Genomic DNA, 25070 nt, shown 5'->3' with positions numbered 1-25070 from the left:
CCTTGATCGCCCCGCAACCCGCCGATAGCATCGCTCACAGCAGCAGGAATCCTCGATCTTAGGAAACGTATCGTGCCTCATTCTTCGGTGGCCGCCGACGCCGGTGTCGGCTACGGCTGCCGCGAGCTCACCCAGTACGCCGAGTTTCAGGAGGCATCGGCCCTGTACGCCCGCGTCTTCGCGTACACCGAGAGCGAGTACGCGCTCAACGCGAATCTGCTGACCGCGCTGGCCCGCAACGGCGGGTCCGCCGTCGGCGCCTTCGCCGACGACGGCGCCCTCATCGGGTTCGCCTACGGCTTCGCGGGCGTCGATGCCGGAGGCGCGCTCTTCCACTACTCCCAGGCGGCCGCCGTCGATGCCGCGCATCAGGGACGAGGTGTCGGGCAGGCGCTCAAGCTCGCGCAGCGGGCCGTGGCCCTGCGGTGGGGTCAGCGCACGATGCGATGGACGTTCGATCCGTTGCTCTCGCGGAACGCGCACTTCAACCTCAGCTCCCTCGGGGCCGTCGGCATCGCCTACGAGCGCGACTACTACGCGCGTCCGGACACCGACCGCCTGGTGGTCTCGTGGGACCTCACCGCACCGGAGAGCACCGCGCGCCGGGCGCTCCCGGTCCCGCCCGTCCTCGGCCGCGCCGACTGGGGACGACCGGTGGCGGCGGACGGAGGCACGTGGATCGCGATCCCGACCAGGCCCGGCGACCTCGACGCCGCCGCGCGCGCCACCGTGCGTCGCGACCTCGAACGCACCATGACCGCGGCTTTCCGCCGGGGGGACATCCTCGTCGCGGCGACGCGCCTCGACGACGACACGGCGGTGTACCGCGCGACACCAGGGGAGGGCACGCCATGACCGATCAGGATCACGACCAGGAGGACCGCGACCTCGTCTCTCCGCGCGACCGCTACGGCGAGCGCATCCGCACCAATCTCTCCGCCGAGAGCATCCAGGCCCGGATCATCGAGACCGAGCAGCGCACCCTCGCGCAGACCTTCGAGGAGCTCAGCCGTTCGGCCCAGGTGCCGCACGCCGCGGCGCTGCTGCTCGGCGCCCGGCGGCGCTACATCGCCGGGGAGGGGAAGGCGGCCGCGTACGCCCAGCTGCTCAACGCCGATCTCTCGGCGACGCTGTCGAACGTCTTCCTCGTCGACGGTCACGCCCTGCAGCCGCTCACCGTGCTCACCGACGTCCGCGCCAGTGACGTGCTGATCGCGTTCTCGCTGCGGCGCTATCGCGAGGAGACCGTGCGGCTCGGGCGGCTCTTCCACGAGGCGGGCGGTCAGCTCGTCGTCATCACCGACAGCGAGGACGCCCCGCTGGCGCCCATCGCGACCTCCCTCATCCGGGTGCGCACCGGATCGGCCTCGTACGCGGATTCGCCGACCCCGGTCGCCGCGGTGTGCCATCTGCTGAGCGCCCTCACCACGGCGAGCGCCAAGGGGGCGCGGCGGCGGCTCGCCGAGCGCGATCGTCTGGTCGCCCGCCTCGGACTCTACGGGCCCGACGCACCGCGATCCCGGCCCGAGGAGGACGCATGAGGGTCGTCCGCGTCCGGTTGTTCACGCTGCGCCAGGCGCTCCGGCACAGCTTCGAGACGAGTTCCCACCGCAAGTCCGGCATCGAGCACGTGCTCGTCGAGATGACCGACGCGGACGGACGGACGGGGTGGGGCGAGATCGCGTCGCCGAGCGACCCGTACTACGGGGCGGAGACCACCGTCACGGCGTGGGAGATCGCCACGCGCTACCTCGTGCCCGCGCTGCTCGGCGCGGAGGGTGACGAGCCGACGGCTCTGGAGGAGTCGTGGGCGCGGGTACGCGGGCACGAGTTCGCCAAGGCGGGGTTCTCGGGAGCCGTCTGGGACCTGTTCTCCCGCCAACGGGGGATCGCGCTCGCCGCGGCACTGGGCGGGACGCGCGACGAGGTCGTGGCCGGGGTGTCGCTGGGCATCGAGCCGTCGATCGACGAGCTGCTGGCCCAGGTCGAGATGCAGCGCGCGGCGGGGTATCCGCGGGTCAAGCTCAAGATCGCCCCGGGGTGGGATGTGGAGCCGGTGCGCGCCGTCCGAGGCGCCTACCCTGACCTCGACGTCCACGTGGATGCGAACGGTGCGTACGCCGACGACGAGCGTGCGGCCGAGGTGTTCGCGCGACTGGACGGTCAGGCGCTCACGATGATCGAGCAGCCGTTCGCCCCGCGGGACCTCGTCGCCCACGCCGACCTCCAGGCGCGTCTCGACACGGACGTGTGCCTGGACGAGTCGGTCGTCGACCTGGGAGACCTGCGCACGATGATCCGGCTGGGGGCCGGACGGGTGCTCAACATCAAGGTGTCGCGCATGGGCGGACTCGCCGTCGCCCGCGCAGCGCACGATCTGGCCGTCGACGCCGGCATCCCCGTGTGGTGCGGGGGGATGCACGAGTTCGGGATCGGGCGCGCGGCGAACGTCGCGCTGTCGTCGCTCCCGGGCTTCCTGCTGCCCTCGGACGTCTCGGGCTCCGACAAGTACTACGAGTCCGACATCATCGACCCTCCGGTCGCGGCCGTCGCGGGGAGGGTCGCGGTCCCCACCGGGCCCGGGCTCGGGCACGAGGTGCTCGCGGGACGCATCGCGCGCGAGGCGTCCCGCGTCTTCGACTCCGCGGCGGCGGGCGCCCCTGAGACCGTCCTGACCGCCGGCTGACGGTCCGACCTCGCGAGAGCGGAATCCCATGCGTGCACTGCTGCTGTACCGGCTCGACCTCGCGGATGACATCGCGGGTGACGGGATCGATCCCGTCGATCCGCGCGCGCCGATCATCCGGGCGACCGACCTGGGGATGACCCGCGGCGACGGCGTGTTCGAGACGGCGGTGGTCCGTCGGGGGCGCCCGCAGGCGCTGGAGGCCCATCTCGCGCGGCTGGAGCGCTCGGCGCGGCTCATGGAGCTGCCGCCGCCGCGCCCCGAGCGATGGCGGGCGGCGGTGCGCCGGGCGGCCGCCGAGGTGTCCCGCCCCGGAGTCGTCCGCGAGGGGGAGATCGCCGCGATCAAGTTCGCCATGACCCGGGGGGACGAGATCGAGTCGTCCGGGCCGACCGGGTGGGTGCTGGGCTTCACCGTCGACGACCCCGCCGGCGTCCGCGCGCGGGGTGTCTCGGCCGTGGTCCTCGACCGCGGGTACCGCCAGGACGTCATGCACACCGCGCCCTGGCTGCTGCAGGGGGCGAAATCGCTCGCGTACGCCGTGAACCAGGCGGCGCTCCGGGAGGCGCGCCGGCGCGGCGCCGACGACGTCGTCTTCGTCAGCACCGACGGCGCCGTGCTGGAAGGCCCGCGATCGACCCTGATCGCCCGGCTGGACGGGGCGCTGGTCACGCCGCCGCCGGAGCAGGGCGTCCTTCCCGGCACGACGCAGGCGGACGTCTTCGCGGGACTCGCCGATGTCCCCACGCGGATCGCGCCCCTGCTGCGGGACGATCTGGAACGGGCGGACGCGCTGTGGCTGTGCTCCAGCACGCGTGGTGCGGTGCCCGTGCGGGAACTGGACGGCGTGACACGCGCCGTCGACCCCGAGCTCACCGCGCGGATGAACGCGGTGCTGGATGGACGAGAGGACTGACATGGCCGACGAGGACCGCCCCACCGATCGGGTGATCGACGGACACAACGATCTCGCCTGGGCGAGCAGGACGCTGCTCGGCTACCGGGTCGCGGAGCTGTCCGGCGCGGTGCCCGCCACGCAGACCGATCTGCCGCGGCTCACCGCGGGCGGCGTCGCCGGGCAGTTCTGGTCGGTGTGGGTCGACCCGGTGCTGGAGGGCGCCGAGCAGGTGGTGGCCACGCTCGAGCAGATCGACTTCGTGCACCGGCTCGTCGATGCCCACCCGCAGCACTTCGCGATCGCCCGCACGGCGGCGGACGTGCGAGCGGCGATGGCCGACGGGCGCATCGCCTCGCTCATCGGCATCGAAGGCGGCGACCAGCTCGGAGGGTCCCTGGCGGTGCTGCGGCAGTTCGCCCGCCTCGGGGCGCGGTATCTGACCCTCACGTGGTCGCGGACGATCGCCTGGGCGGACTCCGCGACCGACGAGGCGCGGCACGGCGGCCTGACCGCGTTCGGACGAGAGGTCGTCCGGGAGATGAACCGGATCGGCGTCCTCGTCGACCTGTCGCACGTCGCGCCGTCGACGATGCGGCACGCCCTCGAGGTCACCACCCGGCCCGTGATGGTCAGCCACTCCGGAGCCTTCGCCCTCTGTGACCACCCCCGGAACGTGCCGGACGACGTGCTCGCCGATATCGGCGCCCAGGGCGGCGTGGTCATGGTCCCGTTCGTGCCCACCTTCGTCTCGCAGGCCCGTCGCGACTGGTGGGAGGCGGGAGGGGACGGCGAGGCCCCGCGCGTGGGCGTCCGCGACGTCGCCGACCATCTGGACCACGTCCGCCGTGTCGCGGGTGCCCATGCCGTGGGCATCGGCGCCGACTACGACGGCTCCGACGAGATGCCCGACGGGCTCGGCGACGTCTCCGGCTACCCGGCGCTGTTCGCCGAGCTGCGTCGCCGCGGATGGTCGGAGGACGATCTCCGGGCGGCGGCGCATGAGAACGTCCTCCGCGTGCTGGAAGACTCCGACGCCGACCACACGGCGTTCCTCGCCGGTCGTGCCGGAGAGCCGGCCGCCGCCGCACTCGCTCCCGCAGTCGACACGACCACGCGTGAGGGGGCGCTGTGACCCCGCGCGTCCTCGTCGTGGTGAACTCGGTCAGCTCCGGGCCGCGGCGGCTCGGCACCTGGCTGCGCGAGAAGGGCATCGAGATCGAGGAGGTGATCGGCGCCAGCCAATCCCTGCCGGCCACCCTCGACGGTCATGCCGGTCTCGTCATGCTCGGCGGCGGCCTCATGCCGGACGACGACCACCGGGCGCCGTGGCTCGCGGCTGAACGCGCGCTCGCCGCGGAGGCCATCGACCGCGACCTCCCCACCCTCGGCATCTGCCTCGGCGGTCAGTTGCTCGCCCACGTCGCCGGTGGCGAGGTCGCCGAGAAGACCGGCCCCATCGAGCGGGGCGCGACCCCCATCCGCCCGACCCTGGCCGGACGGGCCGATGCGCTGTTCGCCGCCCTCGGCGACGAGGCGCCGATGATCGAGAATCACCAGGACATGATCACGCGCCTGCCCGCCGCGGCCGTGCTCCTCGCGACCAGCGCCGCCGTCGAGAACCAGGCGTTCCGGCTGGGGGAGCGCGTGCGCGGCGTGCAGTTCCATCCCGAGGCGTCCGCCGCCGATCTCGCGCGGTGGGACGATGCCGCCCTGCGCGGGGAGGGCCGCTCGCTGCCCGCCCTCATCGCTGAAGCGGAGCGCGTGCACGACCGCAACACCGCGGCCAGCCGTGCTCTCATCGAGGCCTTCGCCGACGAGGTGCTCGCCGGGGTGCCGGCATGACCCCGGGAACCCCGCCGGCGCCGGTGGACGTCCAGACCGCGGAGCAGGCGCTCCTCCGCGGCCTGGACGAGCGCGCCCGGCGCGTCGCCCCGGCCTCGATCGCCGCCGTGAGCGAGCGCGGTGCCGTCCGCGCCGTCCTCACCCACGGCCATCCGCAGGGCCACGGAGACCCGACCACCCGTGACACGGTCTTCCGCATCGCCTCGATGTCCAAGAGCTTCCTCGCCGCCACCGTGCTGGCGCTCCGCGACCGGGGCCTGCTCGACCTCCACGCGCCGATCCGCACGATCCTGCCCGACGTCCGCCTGCACCACCGGGACGAGGACGCGGAGGTCACCGGCGACATGCTCCTGTCCAACCGCTCGGGCCTGGGGGAGGACAATGCCTGGGTCGATCGGCATCTCGGTGCCTCCCGCGAGGAGATCGGCGGGCTGTTCGCCGCCGGCGTGCCCCTGGCGGCCGCACCGGGCACCGTCTATCAGTACTCCAACCTCGGGCAGTCGCTGCTCGGACGCGTCGTCGAGGCGGTCATCGGACGCCCGGTGGAGGACGTGATCAGGGAGACCCTGCTGGAGCCGCTCGGGCTGCGGCGGACCGCCCCTGTGCCCGACGGGTACGACGCCCGGATGCTGGCGGGAGGGTTCCGCACGTTCGACGACGGTGCCACCTTCCGTCCGGAGCCGTTCGTCGGGTCCGGGGCACTCGGCTGCATCGGCAGCATGTTCAGCACGGTCGACGACATCGCCGCCTGGATGTGGTTCCTCGGCTCGGCGTTCACCGACGACCCTGTCGCCCCGGACGTGCTGGCGCCGGCCTCGCGCATCGAGCTGCAGCAGCCCCGGACGCCGATCCCCGTCCCGTCGGGCATGTTCGACGGACGCGACCTCGCCGGGGCGGGGTACGGCTACGGGCTCTTCATCGAGGACGACCGTCGGTTCGGCCGCGTCGTGCAGCACTCCGGCGGGCTCCCCGGCTTCTCGGCCCACATGCGGTGGCATGCGGCCACCGGTCTCGGCGTGGTCGCGTTCGGCAACTCGGACGAGTTCGGCGCCCGCCGGGTCGCCGGAGCGGCGTTGCAGCACCTCCTCACGGAGACCGACGCGCCGTCGGCCGTCGTCCGCCCTTGGGCGGAGACGGTGGCCGCCGCGCAGGCGATCGACGCCGCGCTCCGGGCGGGTCTGCCCGCCGCTGAGTTCCCCGCTCTCGCGGATCACGTCCTCGACGACGTCCCGGCCGATGTGCGCGATGCCCGGCTCGCGGCCCAGGTGCAGGAGGTCGGTGGGCTGCGCCCCGATCAGGCGCCGTTCCGCGACCGCGTCGTCGCCGCCGCGACCGAGGCGGAGCTGCGGTGGCGGATCACCGGCGCGCGCGGCGACCTCCTCGTCGACATGCGGCTCGTCGGGCTCCCGGAGCCGCGCGTGCAGGGCCTGAGCACCGCGGTCGTCGCTCCGGGGCAGACGCTCCTGGAGGGGGAGCGGGCGGGGGCCGCCGAACGCCATCGGATCGTGCTGCCCTCCGCGTGATCACGGGGCCGGCAGCAGATCGACCGAGTCCAAGAATCCGCCCTAGGATGGAGGCATCCCGCCCCGCCCGTTCTGAGGAATCCTCATGCCCGCCACCCCCGTGCGTCGTCTCCTGCCCTTCGCCGCGCTCGCCGCCGCCACCGCCCTGGTGCTGACCGCGTGCGCCGGCCCGTCCACGGAGAGCGAGGGCGGTGAGGTCGTGTGGGCGATCGAGGGCGCGAACCTGTCCGCCGGGCACATGGACCCGCAGGTGAGCCAGCTCGACGTCTCCGGCATGGTGCAGCGGGCCGTGCTCGACTCCCTGGTCTTCCAGGAGGACGACGGCTCGTTCAGCCCGTGGCTCGCGAAGAGCTGGGACGTCTCGCCGGACAGCACGGAGTACACCTTCACGTTGCGCGACGATGTCACCTTCACCGACGGCGAGCCGTTCGACGCCGAGGCCGTGAAGGCGAACTTCGACCGCATCGTCGACCCCGAGACGGCGTCGGCCCAGGCGGCGAGCATGCTCGGTGCGGACTTCTACGCCGGGACCGAGGTCGTCGACGACCACACCGTGAAGGTCTCGTTCACGCAGCCGTACGCGCCGTTCCTGCAGGCGGCGAGCACCCCGCAGCTCGGCTTCTACTCGCCCGCCGTGCTGGCCGACTCGGCCGACAAGCTCAAGGCGGGCGGACCCGACGTCACGGTCGGCACCGGACCCTTCGTGCTCACCGAGTACACCGCCGACCAGGAGATCGTCTACACGCGCAACGACGACTACGCGTGGGGTCCGCACGACGCGAAGGCCCCGTCGTTCGAGACGCTGCGGGTGCAGATCCAGCCCGAGGCGTCCGTGCGCACCGGTGTGATCGAGAGCGGCGAGGCCGACCTCGCCAGCAACATCCCGCCGAACCAGGTCGCTGGTCTGGACGACGCCGGCGTCACGGTCGACTCGGTGGAGTACCCGGGGCTGCCGTACTCGCTGTACCTGAACGAGAAGTACGGCGTCTTCGCCGACGAGAAGGTGCGGCAGGCGTTCGCGCGAGGCATCGACATCGACGCGGCCGTCGAGGAGATCTACTTCGGGCAGTTCCCGCGGGCGTGGAGCATCCTCGGCAGCACCACCCCCGGCTACGACGCGTCGCTGGAGGATTCCTGGCCGTTCGACCAGGACGCGGCGAACGCCCTGCTCGACGACGCCGGCTGGACGGAGCGCGATGCGGACGGCATCCGCATGAAGGACGGCGAGCGCCTGTCCGTGCGCTGGATCGCCTGGACCCCGGTGCCCGACGACCGCGCGGCGCTGGCCAACGCGATCCAGTCCGACCTCAAGGCCATCGGCTTCGAGGTGCAGCGTGAGGAGCTGGAGCCGGGCGCCTACAACGCGCAGTACGAGCCGAAGACCTTCGACCTCACCGACTGGGGCTTCTCCGGGGTGGACGCCGACTTCCTCCGTGCCCACCTGCACACCGACGGCTTCCAGAACGCCTCGCAGGTGAGCGACCCGGAGATCGACGCGCTCCTGGAAGAGGCCGTCGCCTCGAGCGATCAGGACGCCCGCACCGAGCTCTACACGCAGCTGCAGCAGTGGAACGCCGAATACACGGCCATCGTCCCGCTCTACAGCCCCTCGGCGATCACGGCGGTGGGCGAGCGCGTGCAGGGCCTGGACTACGACCTCTACGGGCGCCCGCTCTTCTACGATGTGAGCCTCGGCTGACATCCGGCGGCCGTCGTTTCGAGGGAGCGGGCGGGGTGATCGAACCGTGAAGGCGGTGCTCGGCCGTGGCCTCGGGCTCGTCGCCTCGGTGGTCGTGGTGCTGTGGGGCGCCGCGACGGTCGCGTTCCTCGCTTTCCGGGTGATCCCCGGCGACCCGGTGTCGGTGATGCTCGGGCCGCAGGCGCAGGTGAGCGAGGCCGTCAAGGACGGCATCCGCGCCGACCTCGGGCTGGATCGGCCGCCGCTCGAGCAGTACGTGGTGTTCATCGGGCAGCTCGCCCGCGGTGACCTCGGAGAGTCCTACCAGCTGCGGCTGCCGGTGTCCGAGGTCATCGGACGGCAGCTCGGCGCGACCGTGCAGCTCGCGATGCTGGCGCTGGTGATCGCCGTCGTGCTCGCGCTCGCGGTCGCGGTCTTCGTCCGGGGCCGCGTCGGCCGGACCATCGCCGCCGGCGTCGAGCTCGTCGTGCTCTCCTCGCCGGTGTTCTGGATCGGGCTGCTGCTGCTCAGCGTCTTCGCGTTCGGGCTGGGGTGGTTCCCCGTCTCGGGCACCCGCAACCCGGCGACCATCGTGCTCCCGGCGATCACGCTCGCCCTCCCGGTGGCGGCGCTGCTCAGCCAGGTGCTCCGCGACGGAATGATGCAGGCGGAGCGGATGCCGTTCGCGGAGACGGTCCGCGCGCGCGGTGCCGGGCCCACGTGGTTCACCGTGCGGCACGGGGTGCGTCACGGCGCCGCCTCGGCGGTGACGCTCGCCGCGTACCTCACCGGCTCGGTCCTCGGAGGTGCGGTGCTCGTCGAGACGGTGTTCGCCCGTCCCGGTCTCGGCCGGGTCACCCTCGCCGCGATCAACGACCGTGACCTGCCCGTCCTCACCGGCATCATCCTGCTGAGCGCGCTCGTGTTCGTGATCATCAACGTCGTGGTGGAGCTCGTGCATCCGCTGATCGACCCTCGCGTGGCCGCCTCCCGGCCGGGTGCGGCCCGATGAGCCGGGGGGAGCGGCTCCTGCTCGCCGTCGCCGCGGCGGTGCTGGCCGTGGTCGCCGTCGCCGCCGTCTGGCCGGGGCTGCTCGCCACGCACGATCCGCTGCAGACCGAGGTGCGGGCCGCCCTGCTGCCGCCGAGCGCCGAGCATCTCTTCGGTACCGACCAGAGCGGTCGCGACGTCTACTCCCGCGTGGTGTTCGGCACCGGCCGCTCGGTCGGGATCGGGCTTCTCGCCACCGCCATCGCCGTCGCCGCCGGTCTGCTCGTGGGGGCTCTCGCCGGGCTGTCGCCGCGGGGCGTTGACGTCACGCTCATGCGCATCAACGACGTGCTCATGGCCTTCCCCGAGTTCCTCGTGGCGCTGGTCGTGGTGGCCGTGCTGGGGCCGGGGCCGGTGAACATCGCGATCGCGGTGACCCTGGCCGCCGCGCCGGTCTACGTGCGCCTCGCCCGCGTGCAGACCCGGACGCTCCGGGTGGCGGAGTATGTCGAGGCGGCCCGCATCCTGGGCGTGCCGCCGCTGCGGGCGTTCCGACGCCATGTCGTGCCCGGCGTCCTGGGGTCGCTGAGCGTGCTCGCCACGATCGGCATCGGGTCGAGCATCCTCGCCGCGGCCGGGCTGAGCTTCCTGGGCCTGGGGCCGTCCGAGCCGACCCCGGAGTGGGGACTGATGCTCGCCGGCGGTCGCAACGTGCTGGGACAGGCGTGGTGGGTGTCGGTGTTCCCGGGCCTGGCGATCACGCTCACGGTGGTGTGCGCGACGGTGATCGGACGGATCCTCCGGGCGCGGGCGGAGGGAAGGGACGCATGAGCGCGGCACTGGAGCTCCGGGAGCTGCGGATCGGGTTCGGCGCTGTCCCGGTGGTGGACGGCGTCTCGTTCACCGTGCAGCCCGGGGAGTGCGTCGCGATCGTCGGAGAGTCGGGGGCAGGGAAGACGCTGACCGCCCGCGCCCTCCTGGGCCTCGCCCCCGCGGCGGCGGAGGTGACCGCCGACGTGCTCCGCCTCGGCGGACGGGACGCCACCGCGCTGACCGAGCGCGGGTGGCGGCGCGTCCGCGGGACCGGGATCGGCCTCGTGTCGCAGGACGCCCTGGTGTCGCTGGATCCGCTGCGCCGGATCGCCGACGAGATCGCGGAGCCGCTGCGACTGCACCGCCTCGTCCGCGGACGAGCCGCCATCGGCGACCGCGTGCGCGATCTGCTCGGGCGGGTGTGGATGCCCGACCCGGATCGTCGCGCCCGCCAGCGCCCGCACGAACTCTCCGGAGGGCTGCGGCAACGCGCCCTCATCGCCTCGGCACTCGCCGGCGACCCCGCGGTGCTGGTGGCGGACGAGCCCACGACGGCGCTCGACGCGACCGTGCAGGCACGGGTCCTCGTGCTGCTGCGTGAGATCGTCGACCGCGGCACCGCCGTGGTGTTCATCAGCCACGACTTCGCCGCGGTCCGCCGCGTCGCCGACCGCGTGCTCGTGATGAAGGACGGGCGGATCGTGGAGTCCGGGCCCGTCGCGGAGGTGCTGGCCGACCCCCGGCATCCCTACACGCGCCAGCTGATCGCGGCGACGATGCATGCGCCACGGGAGGACCGACCGGCCTCGGCGGACGCCGTTCTGGTGGTGGACGGGGTGGCCAAGGCGTTCGGCGGGGTGCCGGCCGTCCGCGACGCCTCCTTCCGGGTGGGCGCCGGGCGGACGGTGGGCATCGTGGGCGAGTCCGGGTCGGGGAAGACGACACTGGCGCGGCTCATCGTGGGCGTCGAGACCCCGGATGCCGGAGCGCTGCGCTGGACGGGGACGCCCCGGGTGCAGCTCGTCCACCAGAACCCCCTCGGAGCCTTCGATCCGCGCTGGACGATCGGGCGCTCACTGACCGAGGCGCTGGAGGCGGGGGGTGTGCCGCGGAGCGAGCGCCCGGCACGGGTGTCGGCGCTCCTCGCGGAGGTCGGGCTCGACGAGGCGCTGGCGGCCCGACGGCCGTCGGCGCTCTCCGGCGGTCAGCGCCAGCGGGCGGCGCTCGCCCGCGCCCTCGCTGCCGACCCGGAGGTGCTCGTGCTCGACGAACCCGTCTCCGCGCTCGACCCGTCGGTGCGGGAGCGGGTGCTCCGGCTCCTTGCGCGCGTGCAGGAGGAGCGCCGGCTCACGATGCTGTTCGTCTCCCACGACCTCGATGTGGTGGGGGCCGTCGCGGACGACGTCCTGGTCATGCAGGACGGCCGGATCGTCGAGCAGGGGCCCACGGCGACCGTGTTCGCCGCGCCCCAGCACGCCTTCACACGCGAGCTGCTCGCGGCGAGCGGCCCCGTCGGCCCGTGACGACGGCCACGACGGCGGGACCACGCGTACAATGGCCGTACGAGCACCGATCCGGCCATCACCGGGGAGCTCTCGGAAGAACGGTCCGGCGACGGACTCAGTAGAACCGAGCGGGGCAGGCCCGTCACAGCCGCAGTGAGAGTGGTCCGTGTGTCCCCGAGGCTTTCGAGGGGACGCAGGGGCACGCGAGGTGGTACCGCGGTCCGCGAGGATCGTCCTCGCAGCAGCATCCGCCACGACGACCACTGCGAGAGACCATGACCTACCCGCGCTCCTCTTTCGGCCCCGCTGCCGACCCTTCGACCGGCTCCGGGACCCCAGGGTCTGTGGCGCCGAGCCCGCGCTTCCCGCAGATCGAGGAGGAGGTGCTCGACTTCTGGAAGACCGACGACACCTTCCGCGCCTCCATCGCGCAGCGCGAGGGCGCCCCCGAGTGGGTGTTCTACGACGGCCCTCCTTTCGCGAACGGTCTGCCGCACTACGGCCACCTGCTCACGGGCTACGCGAAGGACGTGTTCCCCCGCTTCCAGACCATGATCGGGAAGAAGGTCGATCGCGTCTTCGGATGGGACACCCACGGGCTCCCGGCCGAGCTCGAGGCGATGAAGCAGCTCGGGATCACCGAGAAGAGCGAGATCGAGGACATGGGGATCGACGTCTTCAACGAGAAGGCGCGCTCCTCGGTCCTGAAGTACACGCGCGAGTGGGAGGACTACGTCACCCGCCAGGCCCGCTGGGTCGACTTCGAGCGCGGGTACAAGACGCTCGACCTCGGGTACATGGAGAGCGTGCTGTGGGCCTTCAAGACCCTGTACGACAAGGGACTCGCCTACGAGGGCTACCGGGTGCTCCCGTACTGCTGGCGCGATGAGACCCCGCTGTCCGCCCACGAACTGCGCATGGATGACGACGTCTACCAGACGCGGCAGGACCCGTCGGTCACGGTGACCTTCCCGCTCACGGGTGCGAAGGCCGAGGCGCTCGGCCTCACCGGTGTGCGCGCCCTCGCCTGGACGACCACGCCGTGGACCCTGCCGACCAACCTCGCGCTCGCCGTGGGGCCGGACATCGAGTACGTCGTGCTGCCCGCCGGCCCCGCCGGCGCCTCCGACGTGCACCAGGGCCGTGCCGCCCCCTCGGCCGACCAGCTCGCGGTCGAGGCCTCCGCACACCGCTACCTGCTCGCGAAGGATCTCCTCGGCGGCTATGCCAAGGACCTCGGGTACGAGAGCCCGGAGGACGCGCTCGCCGCGGTCGACGCCACGCTGCGTGGTGCGGAGCTGGCCGACGTCACCTACGACCGCCTGTTCGACTACTACGCGGACGAGGAGACCTACGGCACGGGGAACGCCTGGCGCATCCTCGTCGACGACTACGTCACCACGACCGACGGCACCGGCATCGTCCACCAGGCCCCGGCCTACGGTGAGGACGACCAGCGCGTCGCCGGCGCGGCGGGCATCCCGACGATCCTGTCCCTCGACGACGGCGGCCGCTTCCTCCCCAGCGTCACCGACGTCGCGGGCGAGCTGTGGATGGACGCGAACACGCCCCTCGTGCGGATCATCCGCGACAACGGTCGTCTCGTCCGGCTGCAGAGCTACGAGCACTCCTACCCGCACTGCTGGCGGTGCCGGAACCCCCTCATCTACAAGGCCGTGTCGAGCTGGTTCATCCGGGTCACCGACATCAAGGACGATCTCCTCGCGAACAACGAGGAGATCACCTGGGTGCCGGAGAACGTCAAGCACGGCCAGTTCGGGAAATGGCTCGAGGGCGCCCGCGACTGGTCGATCAGCCGCAACCGCTACTGGGGCTCGCCGATCCCGGTGTGGAAGAGCGACGACCCCGAGTACCCGCGCGTCGACGCCTACGGGTCGTTGGAGGAGCTGGAGCGCGACTTCGGCACCCTCCCGCGCAATCCCGAGGGGGAGGTCGATCTGCACCGCCCCTACATCGATCACCTGACCCGGCCGAACCCGGACGACCCGACCGGCAAGAGCACCATGCGGCGGATCGGCGACGTCTTCGACGTGTGGTTCGACTCCGGCTCGATGCCGTACGCGCAGGTGCACTATCCGTTCGAGAACCAGGAGTGGTTCGACTCGCACTCCCCGGCGGACTTCATCGTGGAGTACATCGGGCAGACCCGCGGCTGGTTCTACGTCATGCACGTGCTGTCGACCGCGCTGTTCAACCGCCCGGCGTTCACGGGCGTCAGCTGCCACGGCATCGTGCTCGGCAGCGACGGCTACAAGATGTCGAAGTCGCTGCGCAACTACCCGGACGTGTCCGAGGTGCTGGACCGCGACGGCTCCGACGCGATGCGCTGGTTCCTGATGTCGAGCGCCGTGCTCCGCGGCGGCAACCTCATCGTCACCGAGGAGGGCATCCGCTCGGGGGTGCGGGAGTTCCTGCTGCCGCTGTGGAACTCGTGGTACTTCTTCGCGACGTATGCGAATGCTTCGACAGGCTCAGCAACCCAGGGAGGCGTGGGCTCAGCACCCCAGGGAGGCGGGTACGAGGCGTCGTGGCGCACCGACTCGACCGACGTCCTCGACCGGTACATCCTCGCGCGGCTGGGAGACCTGGTCCGTGACGTGCGGGCCGACCTGGAGGGTCTGGACTCGACCACCGCGTCCGCGCGACTGCGCGACTTCGCCGAGGTGCTGACGAACTGGTACATCCGCCGTTCGCGCGACCGGTTCTGGGTGGGCGTGACGGATGACCCGAAGAGCCGCGAGGCGTTCGACACGCTCTACACCGTCCTGGAGACGCTGTGCCGCGTGGCCGCGCCGCTCGTGCCGCTCATCAGCGAGCGCGTGTGGCAGGGGCTCACCGGCGGGCGCAGCGTGCATCTGCAGGACTGGCCGGACGCCGCACAGTTCCCGGCGGCGGACGAGATCCGCGACGCGATGGACGCGGTGCGCGAACTGTCCAGTGTCGGCAACGCCCTGCGCAAGAAGGAGAAGCTGCGTGTGCGGCTGCCGCTGGCGCGCCTCACGGTCGTGTCGCCGCTCGCGGCGGACCTCGGCCAGTTCGAGGAGATCCTCCGCGAGGAGCTCAACGTCAAGACCGTCGAGCTGGTCCCGCTGACCGACGAGGCTGCCGGGGAGTACGGCATCAGCCACCGGCTCAGCGTGAACGCCCGCGCCGCGGGTCCGCGCCTCGGCAAGGACGTGCAGAAGGCCATCCAGGCCGCGCGCTCGGGTGACTGGTCCGAGACCGACGGCGTCGTGACCGCGGGTGGCATCGTGCTGGAGCCCGCCGAGTACGACCTCGTCCTCGAGACCACGGGTCGCCCGGAGGGCGAGGCGCTGGCCATCGTCCCGTCGGGCGGCTTCGTCCTGCTCGACACGGACACGACGCCGGAGCTGGAGGCCGAGGGCATCGCCCGCGACGCGATCCGCGTCGTGCAGGAGGCGCGCAAGAACGCCGGGCTCGATGTGAGCGATCGCATCGTGCTGGCCCTCAACGCCGCCCCGGCCGAGGCCGCCGCCCTGGAGGCGCACGCCGACCTCATCGCCGCCGAGACCCTCGCCGTGGCGTTCGCCGTGCAGGCGACGGACGAGCTCGACCGGCTCGTCGACGAGGTCACCAGTCCCGGCGACGGCGTGCACCGCAGCGGGGCGCGGGCCCTGGGTGCCGGCAAGGCACCGCTGCTGGTCACGATCGACACCAACCTGGAGGTGGGGCGCGCATGAGCGCGAGAGACCGGGCGGACGCCGTCTACGAGACTCTGCTGAGCCGTGCGGGGGAGCGCTGGGTGCAGCCGCGCAAGGAGCGCACGGCACGCGTCCTCGCGTACCTCGACGACCCGCAGCGCACGTACCGCGTCATCCACGTCACCGGCACGAACGGCAAGACGTCGACCGCGCGGATGATCGAGAGCCTGCTGCGGGCGCACGACCTCCGTACCGGCCTGTTCACGAGCCCGCATCTGGAGCGCTTCACCGAGCGCATCATGATCGACGGGGAGCCGATCGCCGATGAGGCCGTCGCCGATGCCTGGGACGAGATCGAGCCGTTCGTGGGCATCGTGGACGCCGAGCTCGAGGCGGCGGGGGAGGCCCCGCTGACGTTCTTCGAGCTGCTGACGGTGCTCGCCTTCGTCGCGGTCGCGGATGCGCCCGTCGACGTGCTCGTGCTCGAGGTGGGCATGGGAGGGGAGTGGGACTCCACGAACACCGCCGACGGCGACGTCGCGGTCTTCGCTCCCATCGACATCGACCACGCGGACCGTCTCGGCAGCACCATCGCCGAGATCGCGCAGGTCAAGGCCGGGATCATCAAGGAGGGCGCCGCCGTCGTCTCGGCCCAGCAGCACGCGGAGGCCGCGGCGGTGCTGCGTCGCGTCGCCGACGAGCGGCACGCGACCATCGCCTTCGAGGGGGAGGACTTCGGCCTCGCCGAGCAGAAGCTCGCGGTGGGTGGGCAGCTGCTCACCATCCGCGGCCTCGCCGGGCAGTACGAGGAGGAGTACCTTCCGCTGTACGGTGCGCATCAGGGGCACAACGCGGCCCTCGCCGTCGCGGCGGTCGAGTCCCTGATCGGCGGCGCCACCCAGGCGATCGCCGGTGGGGTCATCTCGGACGGACTGCAGGGCAGCACGTCTCCCGGCCGTCTGCAGCTCCTGGGTATCGCTCCCACCGTCATCGTCGACGCCGCGCACAACCCGCATGGCGCCGCCGCGCTCGCGCAGGCGCTGGATGACAGCTTCGACTTCGACGAGTGGGGTCTCGTGCTCGGCGTGCTGGCGGACAAGGATGCGGCCGGGATCGTCGCGCGCCTGGCTCCCGCCGCCGCGCACGTGTTCGCCACCGCGCCGGAGTCCGATCGCGCCAACGACGCGGACCTCATCGCCGACCTGGTCGAGCAGGCAGGGCAGCGCGCGACGGTGCACCCCTCGCTCGCCGACGCCGCCGATGCGGCGCGGGAATGGGCGGCCTCGTCGGATCGACGGGCCGTGGTCATCGCCGGGTCCGTCGTGCTCGCCGGGGAGGCGATCGCGCTGTCCGAGGAGGAGGACTGGAAGTCGGGGTGGCGCGCATGACCGCCGCCGACGCGCCGCGACGGCCGCGTGCCCCGCGCACCCTCGTCCAGAAGCTCGCGCCGGTGGTCCTCGGTTTCGAGGCGATCGTGGTCTTCCTCGTCGGGCTCACCATCTTCGGGCTGAAGGCGCTCCCGCCGGGCATCGAGCAGTGGTGGGGGATCGTGGGCGGGGCCGTGGTCGCCGTGGCCTGCGTCGTCATCGCCGGCATGATCACGAGGCCCGGCGCGATCGCCGCCGGCTGGGTCGTGCAGATCGTCGTGGCCCTCTCGGCCATCGCCGTTCCCGCCGTGCTGCTCGTGGTGCTGATTTTCGGCGGCATGTGGGCGTATGCGACCATCATGGGGGCTCGTCTGGACGCACGACGCCCGAGCGAGTCGCCGACCGCGCAGAACGCAGACACAGAGAGTGAATGACATGGCCACCGAAGAAACCCTCGTCCTCGTCAAGCCGGACGGTGTCGCCCGCGGCCTCACCGGTACGATCCTCGCCCGCATCGAGGCGAAGGGCTACGCGCTCGTCGACATCCGTCTCGTCGAGCCCGACCGCGACCTCCTCGCCGCGCACTACGCCGAGCACGAGGGCAAGCCGTTCTACGAGCCGCTCCTCGAGTTCATGATGTCCGGTCCGTCGGTGGCGATCCGCCTCGCCGGGAACCGCGTCATCGAGGGCTTCCGCTCCCTCGCCGGCACCACCGACCCGACCACCGCCGCGCCCGGCACCATCCGCGGCGACTTCGGCCGTGACTGGGGCCTCAAGGTGCAGCAGAACCTCGTGCACGGCTCGGACAGCCCCGAGTCGGCCGCCCGGGAGCTGGGCATCTGGTTCGACTGACCCGGCCCGTCACGACGAAGCCCGTCCGCCGATACGGCGGACGGGCTTCGTCGTGCGTGCGGTGCGGGTCAGAAGATCATGCCGATGACCTCGCCGAGCAGGTCGAGTCCGCGCAGCTGTGCGAGGAGGACGACGAGGGCGTAGGCGAGGATCGTCGCGAGGGGCACCCAGGCCATCAGACGGGATGCGCGCTCCTGCACCTTCTCGTTCCGTGTGAAGGTCCCGTTGCGCGTGAGGTGCAGCATCGTGGCGAAGAACGTCGGGATGGTCACCGACCAGGTGAGCATGCACCACGGGCAGAGGACACCGAGGTTGGGGGCGTAGAGGCTCTGCCAGATCAGCCAGCACACGAGGCCGAAGGCGAAGGTCACCCCGGCGCCGAACGTCGCCCAGAACCAGCGCGGGAACCGGGCGCCGGCGAGAAGGGCGACGCCCATGAACAGCGGGGCCATCCAGCCGGCGATGCCGATGATGGGATTCGGGAACCCGAAGACCTCGCCCTGCCAGGAGCCGAGGTTCTTGCCGCACTGGATCATCACGCTGACGTTGCAGCTGAGGTCCGCATCCGGGTTGGCGAGCTGGATGAACTTGTCCATCGTGAGCTGGAAGGCGGCGAACCAGCCGACGACGCTCGCGATGATCAACCACACGGCATAGACGACGGGGCGGGTGCGCTGCTCGCTCATGCTCAGGATTATCCCAGCGACGGCTATGGAAAGGGCGAGAACCGCCCGGGGAAAACGGGCTCGGGTCGAGGAGATGCCGCGATCGGACCCACTTGGTGCGATAAAGACGGTTATGCGTCGAAGTGGCTGCTAATTCTGGATTTACAAGGCTCTCCCGGTCAGAGACTAGCAAGGGTGGGCCATCATCGGCGGCCCACCTCGTGACCCACCAGAGAGCCGGAGACAACTACACGGAAGGGCTGGCGCTCACTGTGTAGCCGCATGACGGGCACAGCTGGACGATGATCTCCTGCTGAATCGAGCCGTCCAAGGGCGTTCCGTCTCTCGGGCACCGGTAACGATCTTCGTAGGAGCGGCGCACGTTCTTTTGAAGAATGGTGACTAACCGATCAGCGAAGCCACCGAGGATGCGGTAGTGGTCGATCAGCTCCTCGATCTCCTGGTAGGTGAACGTGGTGTACTCCACGTGCCGCTCGCCTGACTTCAGGGACCGCTTCATCACCATGACCGCGTCGTCCCGCCACATCCAGACGCCGTGCACCAGTAGATTCCGAGTGCCGTTCACGGCAGCTAAACGGTCAGCTAGCTGATCGGTGACGGGCGGGTAGACCGTGATCGCGCGCACCGCCGCCACGAGGCGTGTTCCACTCGCAGCCCAATCAGGTGTCGACTCCGCCAGATGGGTCGCGTCGGGGTTCGCGAGCACGACGGCCTCTCCGAGGACGTCGTCCAGCCACGCGGCATAGAAGGTCAGCCTTCCGAGTAGGACGGCGACATGGTCGGGGAGAGGTATCCACTCGTCGTGTGCAGCTTCGGCGTCGGTCATGGAACGACGCTACCCGGCGCTATCGTCTGAATAGAGGCGGTCAGTCGTCGGACATGATCGTGCCGTTGTCCTCGATCCACACACGCTTCCCCAGACTGACGCGCGTGGCGATGTTGGTGAGATCCGGATCAGTCGTTTTTGCTCCGTTGCCTACCGCGTTCCAGCGCGTCCTCAGCGCGTCCTTCACCACCTCGACGTCCTCGCCGGAGTACTCAGTGGAGATCCCATCCAGCACCGCCTTCAGCTTGTTGATCTGCTCCTGCATCTGACGGGGGAAGTCGGGGTTCATCCGGAAGTCCATGGGGCCACCTCTCTGTGTAGGTCGCACCCTACGCGCAGCGCCGATGATGCGCGAGCGCTTCAGTGGCTAGCGCGAACCATGTGGACAACCTGTGGATATCTAGCGCGTACGCAGCACTAAGTCTCGGAGTTTATGAATATACCCGCTAACCAGGGTTTTCCTGAGCTTCCTAGAACGCCTCGGAGGGAGTACTGTCGGCTTCGAACCCGTCCAGGGGTGCGCACGGAAACGCCGCCCCAGTCCTGCGAAGACAGAGGCGGCGATGAAACGGATTTCCGATGTCCAGCGTACCCGCCGACGCTCCACACCGCACCCCTCGTCGGGTGCCCTTGGACTACCGGTCCGACGATCCGCGATTCGGCGTTAGCGCGTCACGCGCGAGAAATAGCAAGCCCACACCGCTCGCGTATCTCGTTCTCATAGAGAGTGGGAGCGATGCATCACTCGACAGGCTCAACAGAGCACTCAGCCATGACCTCAGCATCATCCTCTGCCGACCTGGACACACCTGCGACAGTGCTCTGAGATGCGTCCTCTGCTCCCAGTACCGGCTGGCCGAGCGTCGCGCCGACCTGAAGGCAGCACTGCGCGGAGCGCGGTCCGCCGTCATGGTGACCCTGACCTACGCCCACGGGTACGCGCCCCTGTCAAATGAGATGTCCAACCTCGATGCCATCCTCGGCCGGTTCACGAAACGCGGGGACTGGAGTCGATTTCAGAAACGAAACGGCATCGTCGGGTACGCCGTGACGCAGGAGATCACCCACAACTCCACGGGCTGGAACGCCCACATTCATCTCGTGCTCACCCTCAGCTCAGCACACACCACCGCAGGCGCTCAGCGGCTCCAGGACGCCATTACGCAGCGTTGGTGCAGTGCCGCAGCCTGGACCGGTCACGAGGCCGTAGAGAGGCTCCAAGCATACTCCTGGATGCGCCCCGGCTTCGATGCCGCCGACATGGCGGAGTACGTCACCAAGCAGAACCTCCTGCACCGGGCTCCGGAGTCAGCTCGTGGTCGCTATCCCGCCGACCTCCTCATCGGCGCAGCAGCCGGTGACGCCGACGATCTCGACCGGTACCGGGAGTACCTGGATGCAGTGAAGGGTCGTGCTCCCACCCGAGCCCATGGACGACTATCGCCGTATCGCGTCCTGGACTTCGATGAACTCCTGCGAGCCGGAGCAGCCTGACCGGCCCCTCGACCGCGTGCGGCGAGCGCTCCGACAGCGTTCTCGCTCCGATGACCGTTGTGCCGATATCCTTCCTGACCGCATCAGGAGGACTCGATGTCACAGCTCGCCCGGACCGGACGCCCGTGCACAATCGTACGGCAGCCGACCGCGATGCCGTGGAACGGGATCTTCTCCAGGGTGGGAGCTTCCGCGGCGTTGCGCGTCGCTACGGGCTTTCCTCCGACTCGCTCCGCCGCCATGTGCGTGGCCACGTCAGTGAAGCGCTCCGGGACCAGCTCCTTGACCGCAGCGGGCTCGTCGGTGTCGAGCTGACCAGCCGAGTCATGGACATCATCGACTCCGCCCGAGACGTGCGGGTCGATTCTGAAAGTGACGCCCGTACGGTCATCGCAGCGGGACGAGCAGAACTCGAAGCGGTGGGCATCCTCGCGGACCGTCTGGGTGTCCGCACCGAAGAGACCGCCGAGAACGTGCGCGATGCTCTGGATCTGCTTTGGGCGATCCGCTCCGTCGCACGGGACAACCCCGAGGCCATCCTCGCGTTGGCTGACGGGCTCGAAGAACGGGGCCAGACCCGCTGGGCTCAGCAGTACCGCCACGCCATCGCATCCCTTTCCGAATCGAGAATCGAGATTCAGCCATGACGAAGACCAACGAGACCGGGCGGCAGCGACTGGAGCGCCTGCGCGCCGAGGTGGCGGAGCTGGACCGAGCCGCAGCCGAAACAGTGGTCCCCGTCGTCGCCCCCGAGCGTGATCAGGCGGCGCTCCCGGTCGTGCCTGGCGATCAGATCCACGCGCTCCGGACGGGCGTCACGTTCGGGACCGGTGGCGGCTTCCTCTCCGCCTCCCACGTGAGCCGCCGAGGTGAGACGTACACGATCACGCAGGCGCTCATCGATGCGAGCAAGGACGCGAACGGCAGCTCCTGGCTCCGTCATCTCGCGACCGAGGAGGCGCAGCTCGCCACATGGGGAGAAGTGCGGTTCGGGCTGGGGCCAGCCCCCGTGGACCTCCTGCCCGAGCACGGAACCGCAGAGTGGCGGGCGTCGAGAGAAGAGGCGCGTCAGTCCGCGTGGCGCGAGCCGGACAGTGACCGGCGCGCAGCAGCACTCGCCGCAGTAAACGAGAAGTTCGGTCCGGCACCCGTCACCAGCACCGTGCTGAGCACCGCGCCGGACCCCTCCATCGCCGCCGCCGAGGCTCAGCGCAAGGCGTTGGACGAGGGCGGCGTGCGGTTGCGGTGGGACTACGTTGCGCAAGAGCCAGGGGTGCGGCGATAACCGGCCCCGCGTACGGCAACAAGTCCCGCAGCATCCATGCAGCCGTGCGGGATCTCGTCGGCCTGTTTCTGGAATCTCAGAGCATCGCCGCTACGTCGAAGCGCACGCCGACGAACCTGTCGGACTCGCTGGGAGATGACGCCCTGGATCCCGATCTCAGCATCGACGGCGTGGATCTCCGGGTGAGCAGCAAACTCCGGCCATTCCGGTTGAGCGAAGATCTCGAATCGGCGCAGCGCACAGCCGCCATCCGCGGTGTGCCCGTGGGCGCACTCATCCAGTGGCGCAGTGAGCAGCCCATCGAAGCCGCCTACGCCGTTGTGAGTCTCGCTGACTTCGCGAAGCTCATCCGCGGCGATCACCTGAGCCCCTGACTCCGGGCGGCGGTGCGGTCGCGCCCCGCCTATTCGAGACCGCCGCCCGGCCCCCACAACACAACTACACAGACTCCTCGCCGTCCTCAGAATCCGGCGAGGCGGAGGTGGCTCGATCCCGCCTCCGTAACCGCCCCGTCGTCACTCATGGGCATCGGTGACGACGGGGCACCCCATAAACTCCGACCCCCGCCCGAACCAACGAGGGACCGATGGATTTGCACGCGGGGGTCGGACCAAACATCAGCACCGACAGGAGGGACAACCCATGAAGAGCAGCCGCGCCGCACGCGTCATCCATCCATGGCGCACCAGCGGGACGAACGCGCCCGGCTACTCCCGCCCGCCGCAGCCCGCCCAGCAGCTCGCCCCTCAGCCATCCGCGCGCCCTCCTGCGCCCTCCACGGCATCTCTCCGCCCACAGGACGCGAAGACCTTCTCGGAGGCGCTGGCGGGGCTCCAGCGCGCCACACGGCAGCAGCAGATCCAGCTTGTCGCGCCGCAGTTCCGGAGCACAGCAGGGCCATGGATCAGACTGGGCGAACACGACATCCGGATTCCTCCGGACGTCATCGTCCGAACATTGAAGGGTGTCGCGGTACTCGCCTACCTGGATTCCAGCCGAGAGGCGGGGCGGGTGCAGGTCTTGGTTGCACGACCGCAGGGAATCAGGGAGATCGTGGGGTTCATGCCCGAGCAGCTTCGGCAGCTTCGCGAGGTCTTTCTAGGCCGATGACGCGCGTCCCTACCGCGGGGTGGGTGGAGATGGCGTGTGATCGTCCGGGGCGAAGGTCAACGCAAGTCGAGAGGGCTCGGGACGTCTCACCGATTCAACGATGCCGGTTCGGTCGTCAGCCTTCCGCGAGGAAGTTCGTGGCGATCCGACACTGATCCTCGTTGAGTGTTTCATCTGTTACGCGGAATGAGACGGCGTTACCATCTGTCCAAAGCGTTCCAATGGAGCATGCAGATCCAGTATCTGAGATGCATCTCACATATTGCGTCACATACTCAGATATTGATACGCTTGCAGGGTGGAGAACACCATCGAGACCGCGTCGACCGGCTACACGTGGGGATACCGTCGCGTCTCCTCCGTCCAGCAGTCGTACGAGCGCCAGACCAAGGCGCTGCACGACGAGGGCATTCCCGAAGATCGCATCTATGAGGACAAGCTCAGCGGCAAGACGATGGATCGCCCCGGCCTGACCGCTCTCCTGCGCATCGCCCGCCCCGGGGATACTCTGGTCGTCTCGTCGCTCGACCGACTGGGCCGCACCGTGCTGGGCACCCTTCAGACGTTCGAAGTGCTGGAGGAGGCGGGCATCCACGTGCGCAGCTTGAAGCCCGGCGAGCAGTTCGACGGCATCACCGGCAAACTCCTGCGCAACATCATGCTGTCTATCGCGGAGTGGGAGCGCGAGAACATCAAGGAACGTGCCGCCGAGGGTCGCGCCGCACTTGCCGCCAAGGGGGAGCGGAAGCCCCGCCCCAAGACGGTTCTGAAGCCCGAGACAGTGGCCGCTGTTCGCGCCCTGCGTGCCCAGAAGATGACCATTGAGAAGATAGCGGAGAATCAAGGCATCAGCCGGGCATCGGTCTACCGCGCTCTGGCAGAGTGAGAACCGGCTTAGCGAACTCGCTGGATCGGGGCTTGACCATTGATGCGCGTGTGCTCACGTATGAGCACATCGTTCGCTCGATCATGTGCGACCGCCCAACGCTCGGAGCCGGAACGCCCGTACCCCATGAACTCGATCAGTTCACCGAATACCACGCTGGTCACGCTGAACACTTGCTCTGCGTAGTTGAGCGCGAATCGCTCCGTAATGCCGTGTACGAACACGCCTCTGTCATCATCGATTCCGAAGAACCCGTTGATCCCTAGCGACTCTCCATGCGCAACGGCAGAAAGATGCGAATAGAGGGTTCTTCCGTTTTCGTTGATGTGATCGCTGATGGCGCTGGCCAGACCCGTGTAGTTGAACCCCTCCGGTCGCCCGGAAGGGGACACGTGTTGAATGTCAGCCATTACAAGGGTGAGTAGCTCCTGCGGAGTCGATTGTCCGCCGCGCATCTCCTGAATGCGTACGTCTGGACTGAGAGAGACCGCTTGGTTCAGTTCCTTCGCGAGACCCGATAACCATCGTGTGAGTAGCTGAGCGCCACTTTGAGCATTCATCAGCCACCAAGCGCGGGCGTACGCCTCGATAGCGCCCCGGTTCAGAGTGGCCAGGCCTACCGACGGATTGGGGGTCGTGAGGGAACTGGCGAAAAGTCGAACGTGATCCATCCCGGCAAGCACCGAGAATAGGATCGACCTCAGGGCGCTCCTCATCGGCTCTGAGCCCTGCGAAGTGACATCGTGATCTTCGCGAACAAAGCCCGCCGCCCGCGACTCAGGCGAGCCGACGCCGTCTCTGAATAGGGCTGCTATCACAAGATCGAACTCCGCGACGGCGTCGAGAATGGACTCGGAAATCTCCTGCCTAGTGTCCACACTCATCCGAGTGAAATCACGGTCACCTTGTCGCTCCATCCCCTGAGCGTACCGACGCGGAAAGGCAC

At 69.9% G+C, this 25070-nt stretch carries 25 protein-coding genes; 21 read left to right on the top strand and 4 right to left on the bottom strand.

Annotation, left to right across the window (positions count from 1 at the left end):
- Positions 1-72 precede the first annotated feature (72 nt).
- From KAF39_RS13770 to ndk, 15 genes are all read left to right on the top strand, one after another.
- Entirely contained in the window at positions 73-855 is a 783-nt protein-coding gene (locus KAF39_RS13770) for a hypothetical protein (protein WP_210677757.1), read from the top strand.
- Positions 852-1541 (top strand): MurR/RpiR family transcriptional regulator, encoded by a 690-nt coding sequence (locus KAF39_RS13765; protein ID WP_210677756.1) that lies wholly within the window; start codon positions 852-854, stop codon positions 1539-1541. Before KAF39_RS13770 ends, KAF39_RS13765 begins: the two co-directional genes overlap by 4 nt.
- Positions 1538-2686, top strand: a complete 1149-nt coding sequence (gene menC, locus KAF39_RS13760) for an o-succinylbenzoate synthase (protein ID WP_210677755.1) — start codon at positions 1538-1540, stop codon at positions 2684-2686. Before KAF39_RS13765 ends, menC begins: the two co-directional genes overlap by 4 nt.
- 28 nt (positions 2687-2714) lie before the next feature.
- Positions 2715-3602 carry an aminotransferase class IV gene (locus tag KAF39_RS13755; protein WP_210677754.1) on the top strand — a complete coding sequence of 296 codons (888 nt, stop codon included), beginning with the start codon at positions 2715-2717 and terminating at the stop codon, positions 3600-3602.
- A gap of 1 nt (position 3603) precedes the next feature.
- Positions 3604-4716, top strand: a complete 1113-nt coding sequence (locus KAF39_RS13750; RefSeq protein WP_210677753.1) for a dipeptidase — start codon at positions 3604-3606, stop codon at positions 4714-4716.
- The gene (locus KAF39_RS13745) at positions 4713-5426 is read left to right on the top strand and encodes a type 1 glutamine amidotransferase (protein WP_210677752.1); all 714 of its coding nucleotides are present in this window, start codon (positions 4713-4715) and stop codon (positions 5424-5426) included. The genes KAF39_RS13750 and KAF39_RS13745 overlap by 4 nt, the downstream gene beginning before the upstream one ends.
- Positions 5423-6949 carry a serine hydrolase gene (locus KAF39_RS13740; protein ID WP_210677751.1) on the top strand — a complete coding sequence of 509 codons (1527 nt, stop codon included), beginning with the start codon at positions 5423-5425 and terminating at the stop codon, positions 6947-6949. Before KAF39_RS13745 ends, KAF39_RS13740 begins: the two co-directional genes overlap by 4 nt.
- Positions 6950-7034: 85 nt before the next feature.
- Positions 7035-8648: an ABC transporter substrate-binding protein gene (locus KAF39_RS13735; protein WP_210677750.1), complete on the top strand. Its 1614-nt coding sequence runs from the start codon at positions 7035-7037 to the stop codon at positions 8646-8648.
- 46 nt (positions 8649-8694) lie between these two features.
- Positions 8695-9639 carry an ABC transporter permease gene (locus KAF39_RS13730; RefSeq protein ID WP_210677749.1) on the top strand — a complete coding sequence of 315 codons (945 nt, stop codon included), beginning with the start codon at positions 8695-8697 and terminating at the stop codon, positions 9637-9639.
- Positions 9636-10448, top strand: coding sequence for an ABC transporter permease (locus KAF39_RS13725; protein WP_210677748.1), 813 nt, complete (start codon positions 9636-9638; stop codon positions 10446-10448). Before KAF39_RS13730 ends, KAF39_RS13725 begins: the two co-directional genes overlap by 4 nt.
- Positions 10445-11953: an ABC transporter ATP-binding protein gene (locus KAF39_RS13720; protein ID WP_210677747.1), complete on the top strand. Its 1509-nt coding sequence runs from the start codon at positions 10445-10447 to the stop codon at positions 11951-11953. Before KAF39_RS13725 ends, KAF39_RS13720 begins: the two co-directional genes overlap by 4 nt.
- Positions 11954-12210: 257 nt before the next feature.
- Positions 12211-15657: an isoleucine--tRNA ligase gene (gene ileS, locus KAF39_RS13715; protein ID WP_210677746.1), complete on the top strand. Its 3447-nt coding sequence runs from the start codon at positions 12211-12213 to the stop codon at positions 15655-15657.
- Complete coding sequence (locus tag KAF39_RS13710; RefSeq protein WP_210677745.1) at positions 15654-17006, top strand: folylpolyglutamate synthase/dihydrofolate synthase family protein; 1353 nt, start codon at positions 15654-15656, stop codon at positions 17004-17006. The genes ileS and KAF39_RS13710 overlap by 4 nt, the downstream gene beginning before the upstream one ends.
- Positions 17003-17419, top strand: a complete 417-nt coding sequence (locus tag KAF39_RS13705) for a DUF4233 domain-containing protein (protein ID WP_246878313.1) — start codon at positions 17003-17005, stop codon at positions 17417-17419. Before KAF39_RS13710 ends, KAF39_RS13705 begins: the two co-directional genes overlap by 4 nt.
- A gap of 1 nt (position 17420) precedes the next feature.
- Positions 17421-17837: a nucleoside-diphosphate kinase gene (gene ndk / locus KAF39_RS13700; RefSeq protein ID WP_071329548.1), complete on the top strand. Its 417-nt coding sequence runs from the start codon at positions 17421-17423 to the stop codon at positions 17835-17837.
- A 68-nt stretch (positions 17838-17905) separates the two neighbouring features.
- Here ndk and KAF39_RS13695 read toward each other — a convergent pair whose 3' ends face one another.
- From KAF39_RS13695 to KAF39_RS13685, 3 genes are all read right to left on the bottom strand, one after another.
- The gene (locus KAF39_RS13695; RefSeq protein ID WP_210677743.1) at positions 17906-18523 is read right to left on the bottom strand and encodes a vitamin K epoxide reductase family protein; all 618 of its coding nucleotides are present in this window, start codon (positions 18521-18523) and stop codon (positions 17906-17908) included.
- A gap of 226 nt (positions 18524-18749) precedes the next feature.
- Positions 18750-19349, bottom strand: a complete 600-nt coding sequence (locus tag KAF39_RS13690) for a hypothetical protein (RefSeq protein WP_210677742.1) — start codon at positions 19347-19349, stop codon at positions 18750-18752.
- 40 nt (positions 19350-19389) lie between these two features.
- On the bottom strand, positions 19390-19650 hold the full coding sequence (locus KAF39_RS13685) for a hypothetical protein (RefSeq protein ID WP_210677741.1): 261 nt from the start codon (positions 19648-19650) through the stop codon (positions 19390-19392).
- Between the two features lie 608 nt (positions 19651-20258).
- Here KAF39_RS13685 and KAF39_RS13680 point away from each other — a divergent pair.
- The 6 genes from KAF39_RS13680 to KAF39_RS16275 all read left to right on the top strand — a co-directional run bounded on the left by KAF39_RS13680 (position 20259) and on the right by KAF39_RS16275 (position 24124).
- Positions 20259-20843, top strand: coding sequence for a hypothetical protein (locus tag KAF39_RS13680; protein ID WP_210677740.1), 585 nt, complete (start codon positions 20259-20261; stop codon positions 20841-20843).
- Positions 20844-20893: 50 nt separating this feature from the next.
- On the top strand, positions 20894-21490 hold the full coding sequence (locus KAF39_RS13675; RefSeq protein ID WP_210677739.1) for a hypothetical protein: 597 nt from the start codon (positions 20894-20896) through the stop codon (positions 21488-21490).
- Positions 21487-22128 (top strand): hypothetical protein, encoded by a 642-nt coding sequence (locus KAF39_RS13670; RefSeq protein ID WP_210677738.1) that lies wholly within the window; start codon positions 21487-21489, stop codon positions 22126-22128. Before KAF39_RS13675 ends, KAF39_RS13670 begins: the two co-directional genes overlap by 4 nt.
- 44 nt (positions 22129-22172) lie before the next feature.
- Positions 22173-22502, top strand: coding sequence for a hypothetical protein (locus tag KAF39_RS13665; RefSeq protein ID WP_210677737.1), 330 nt, complete (start codon positions 22173-22175; stop codon positions 22500-22502).
- 268 nt (positions 22503-22770) lie between these two features.
- A complete protein-coding gene (locus KAF39_RS13660; RefSeq protein ID WP_210677736.1) occupies positions 22771-23238 on the top strand; it encodes a hypothetical protein in 468 nt (155 codons plus the stop codon).
- 298 nt (positions 23239-23536) lie between these two features.
- Positions 23537-24124 (top strand): recombinase family protein, encoded by a 588-nt coding sequence (locus KAF39_RS16275; RefSeq protein ID WP_210677735.1) that lies wholly within the window; start codon positions 23537-23539, stop codon positions 24122-24124.
- A gap of 8 nt (positions 24125-24132) precedes the next feature.
- On the opposite strand, the gene KAF39_RS13650 is transcribed toward KAF39_RS16275, so the two are convergent.
- The gene (locus tag KAF39_RS13650) at positions 24133-25041 is read right to left on the bottom strand and encodes a hypothetical protein (protein ID WP_210677734.1); all 909 of its coding nucleotides are present in this window, start codon (positions 25039-25041) and stop codon (positions 24133-24135) included.
- Positions 25042-25070 lie beyond the last annotated feature (29 nt).

The sequence above is a fragment of the Microbacterium sp. BLY genome, from assembly GCF_017939615.1.
Classification (GTDB): Bacteria; Actinomycetota; Actinomycetes; order Actinomycetales; family Microbacteriaceae; genus Microbacterium.
This window is presented reverse-complemented; position numbering and strand designations above follow the sequence as displayed.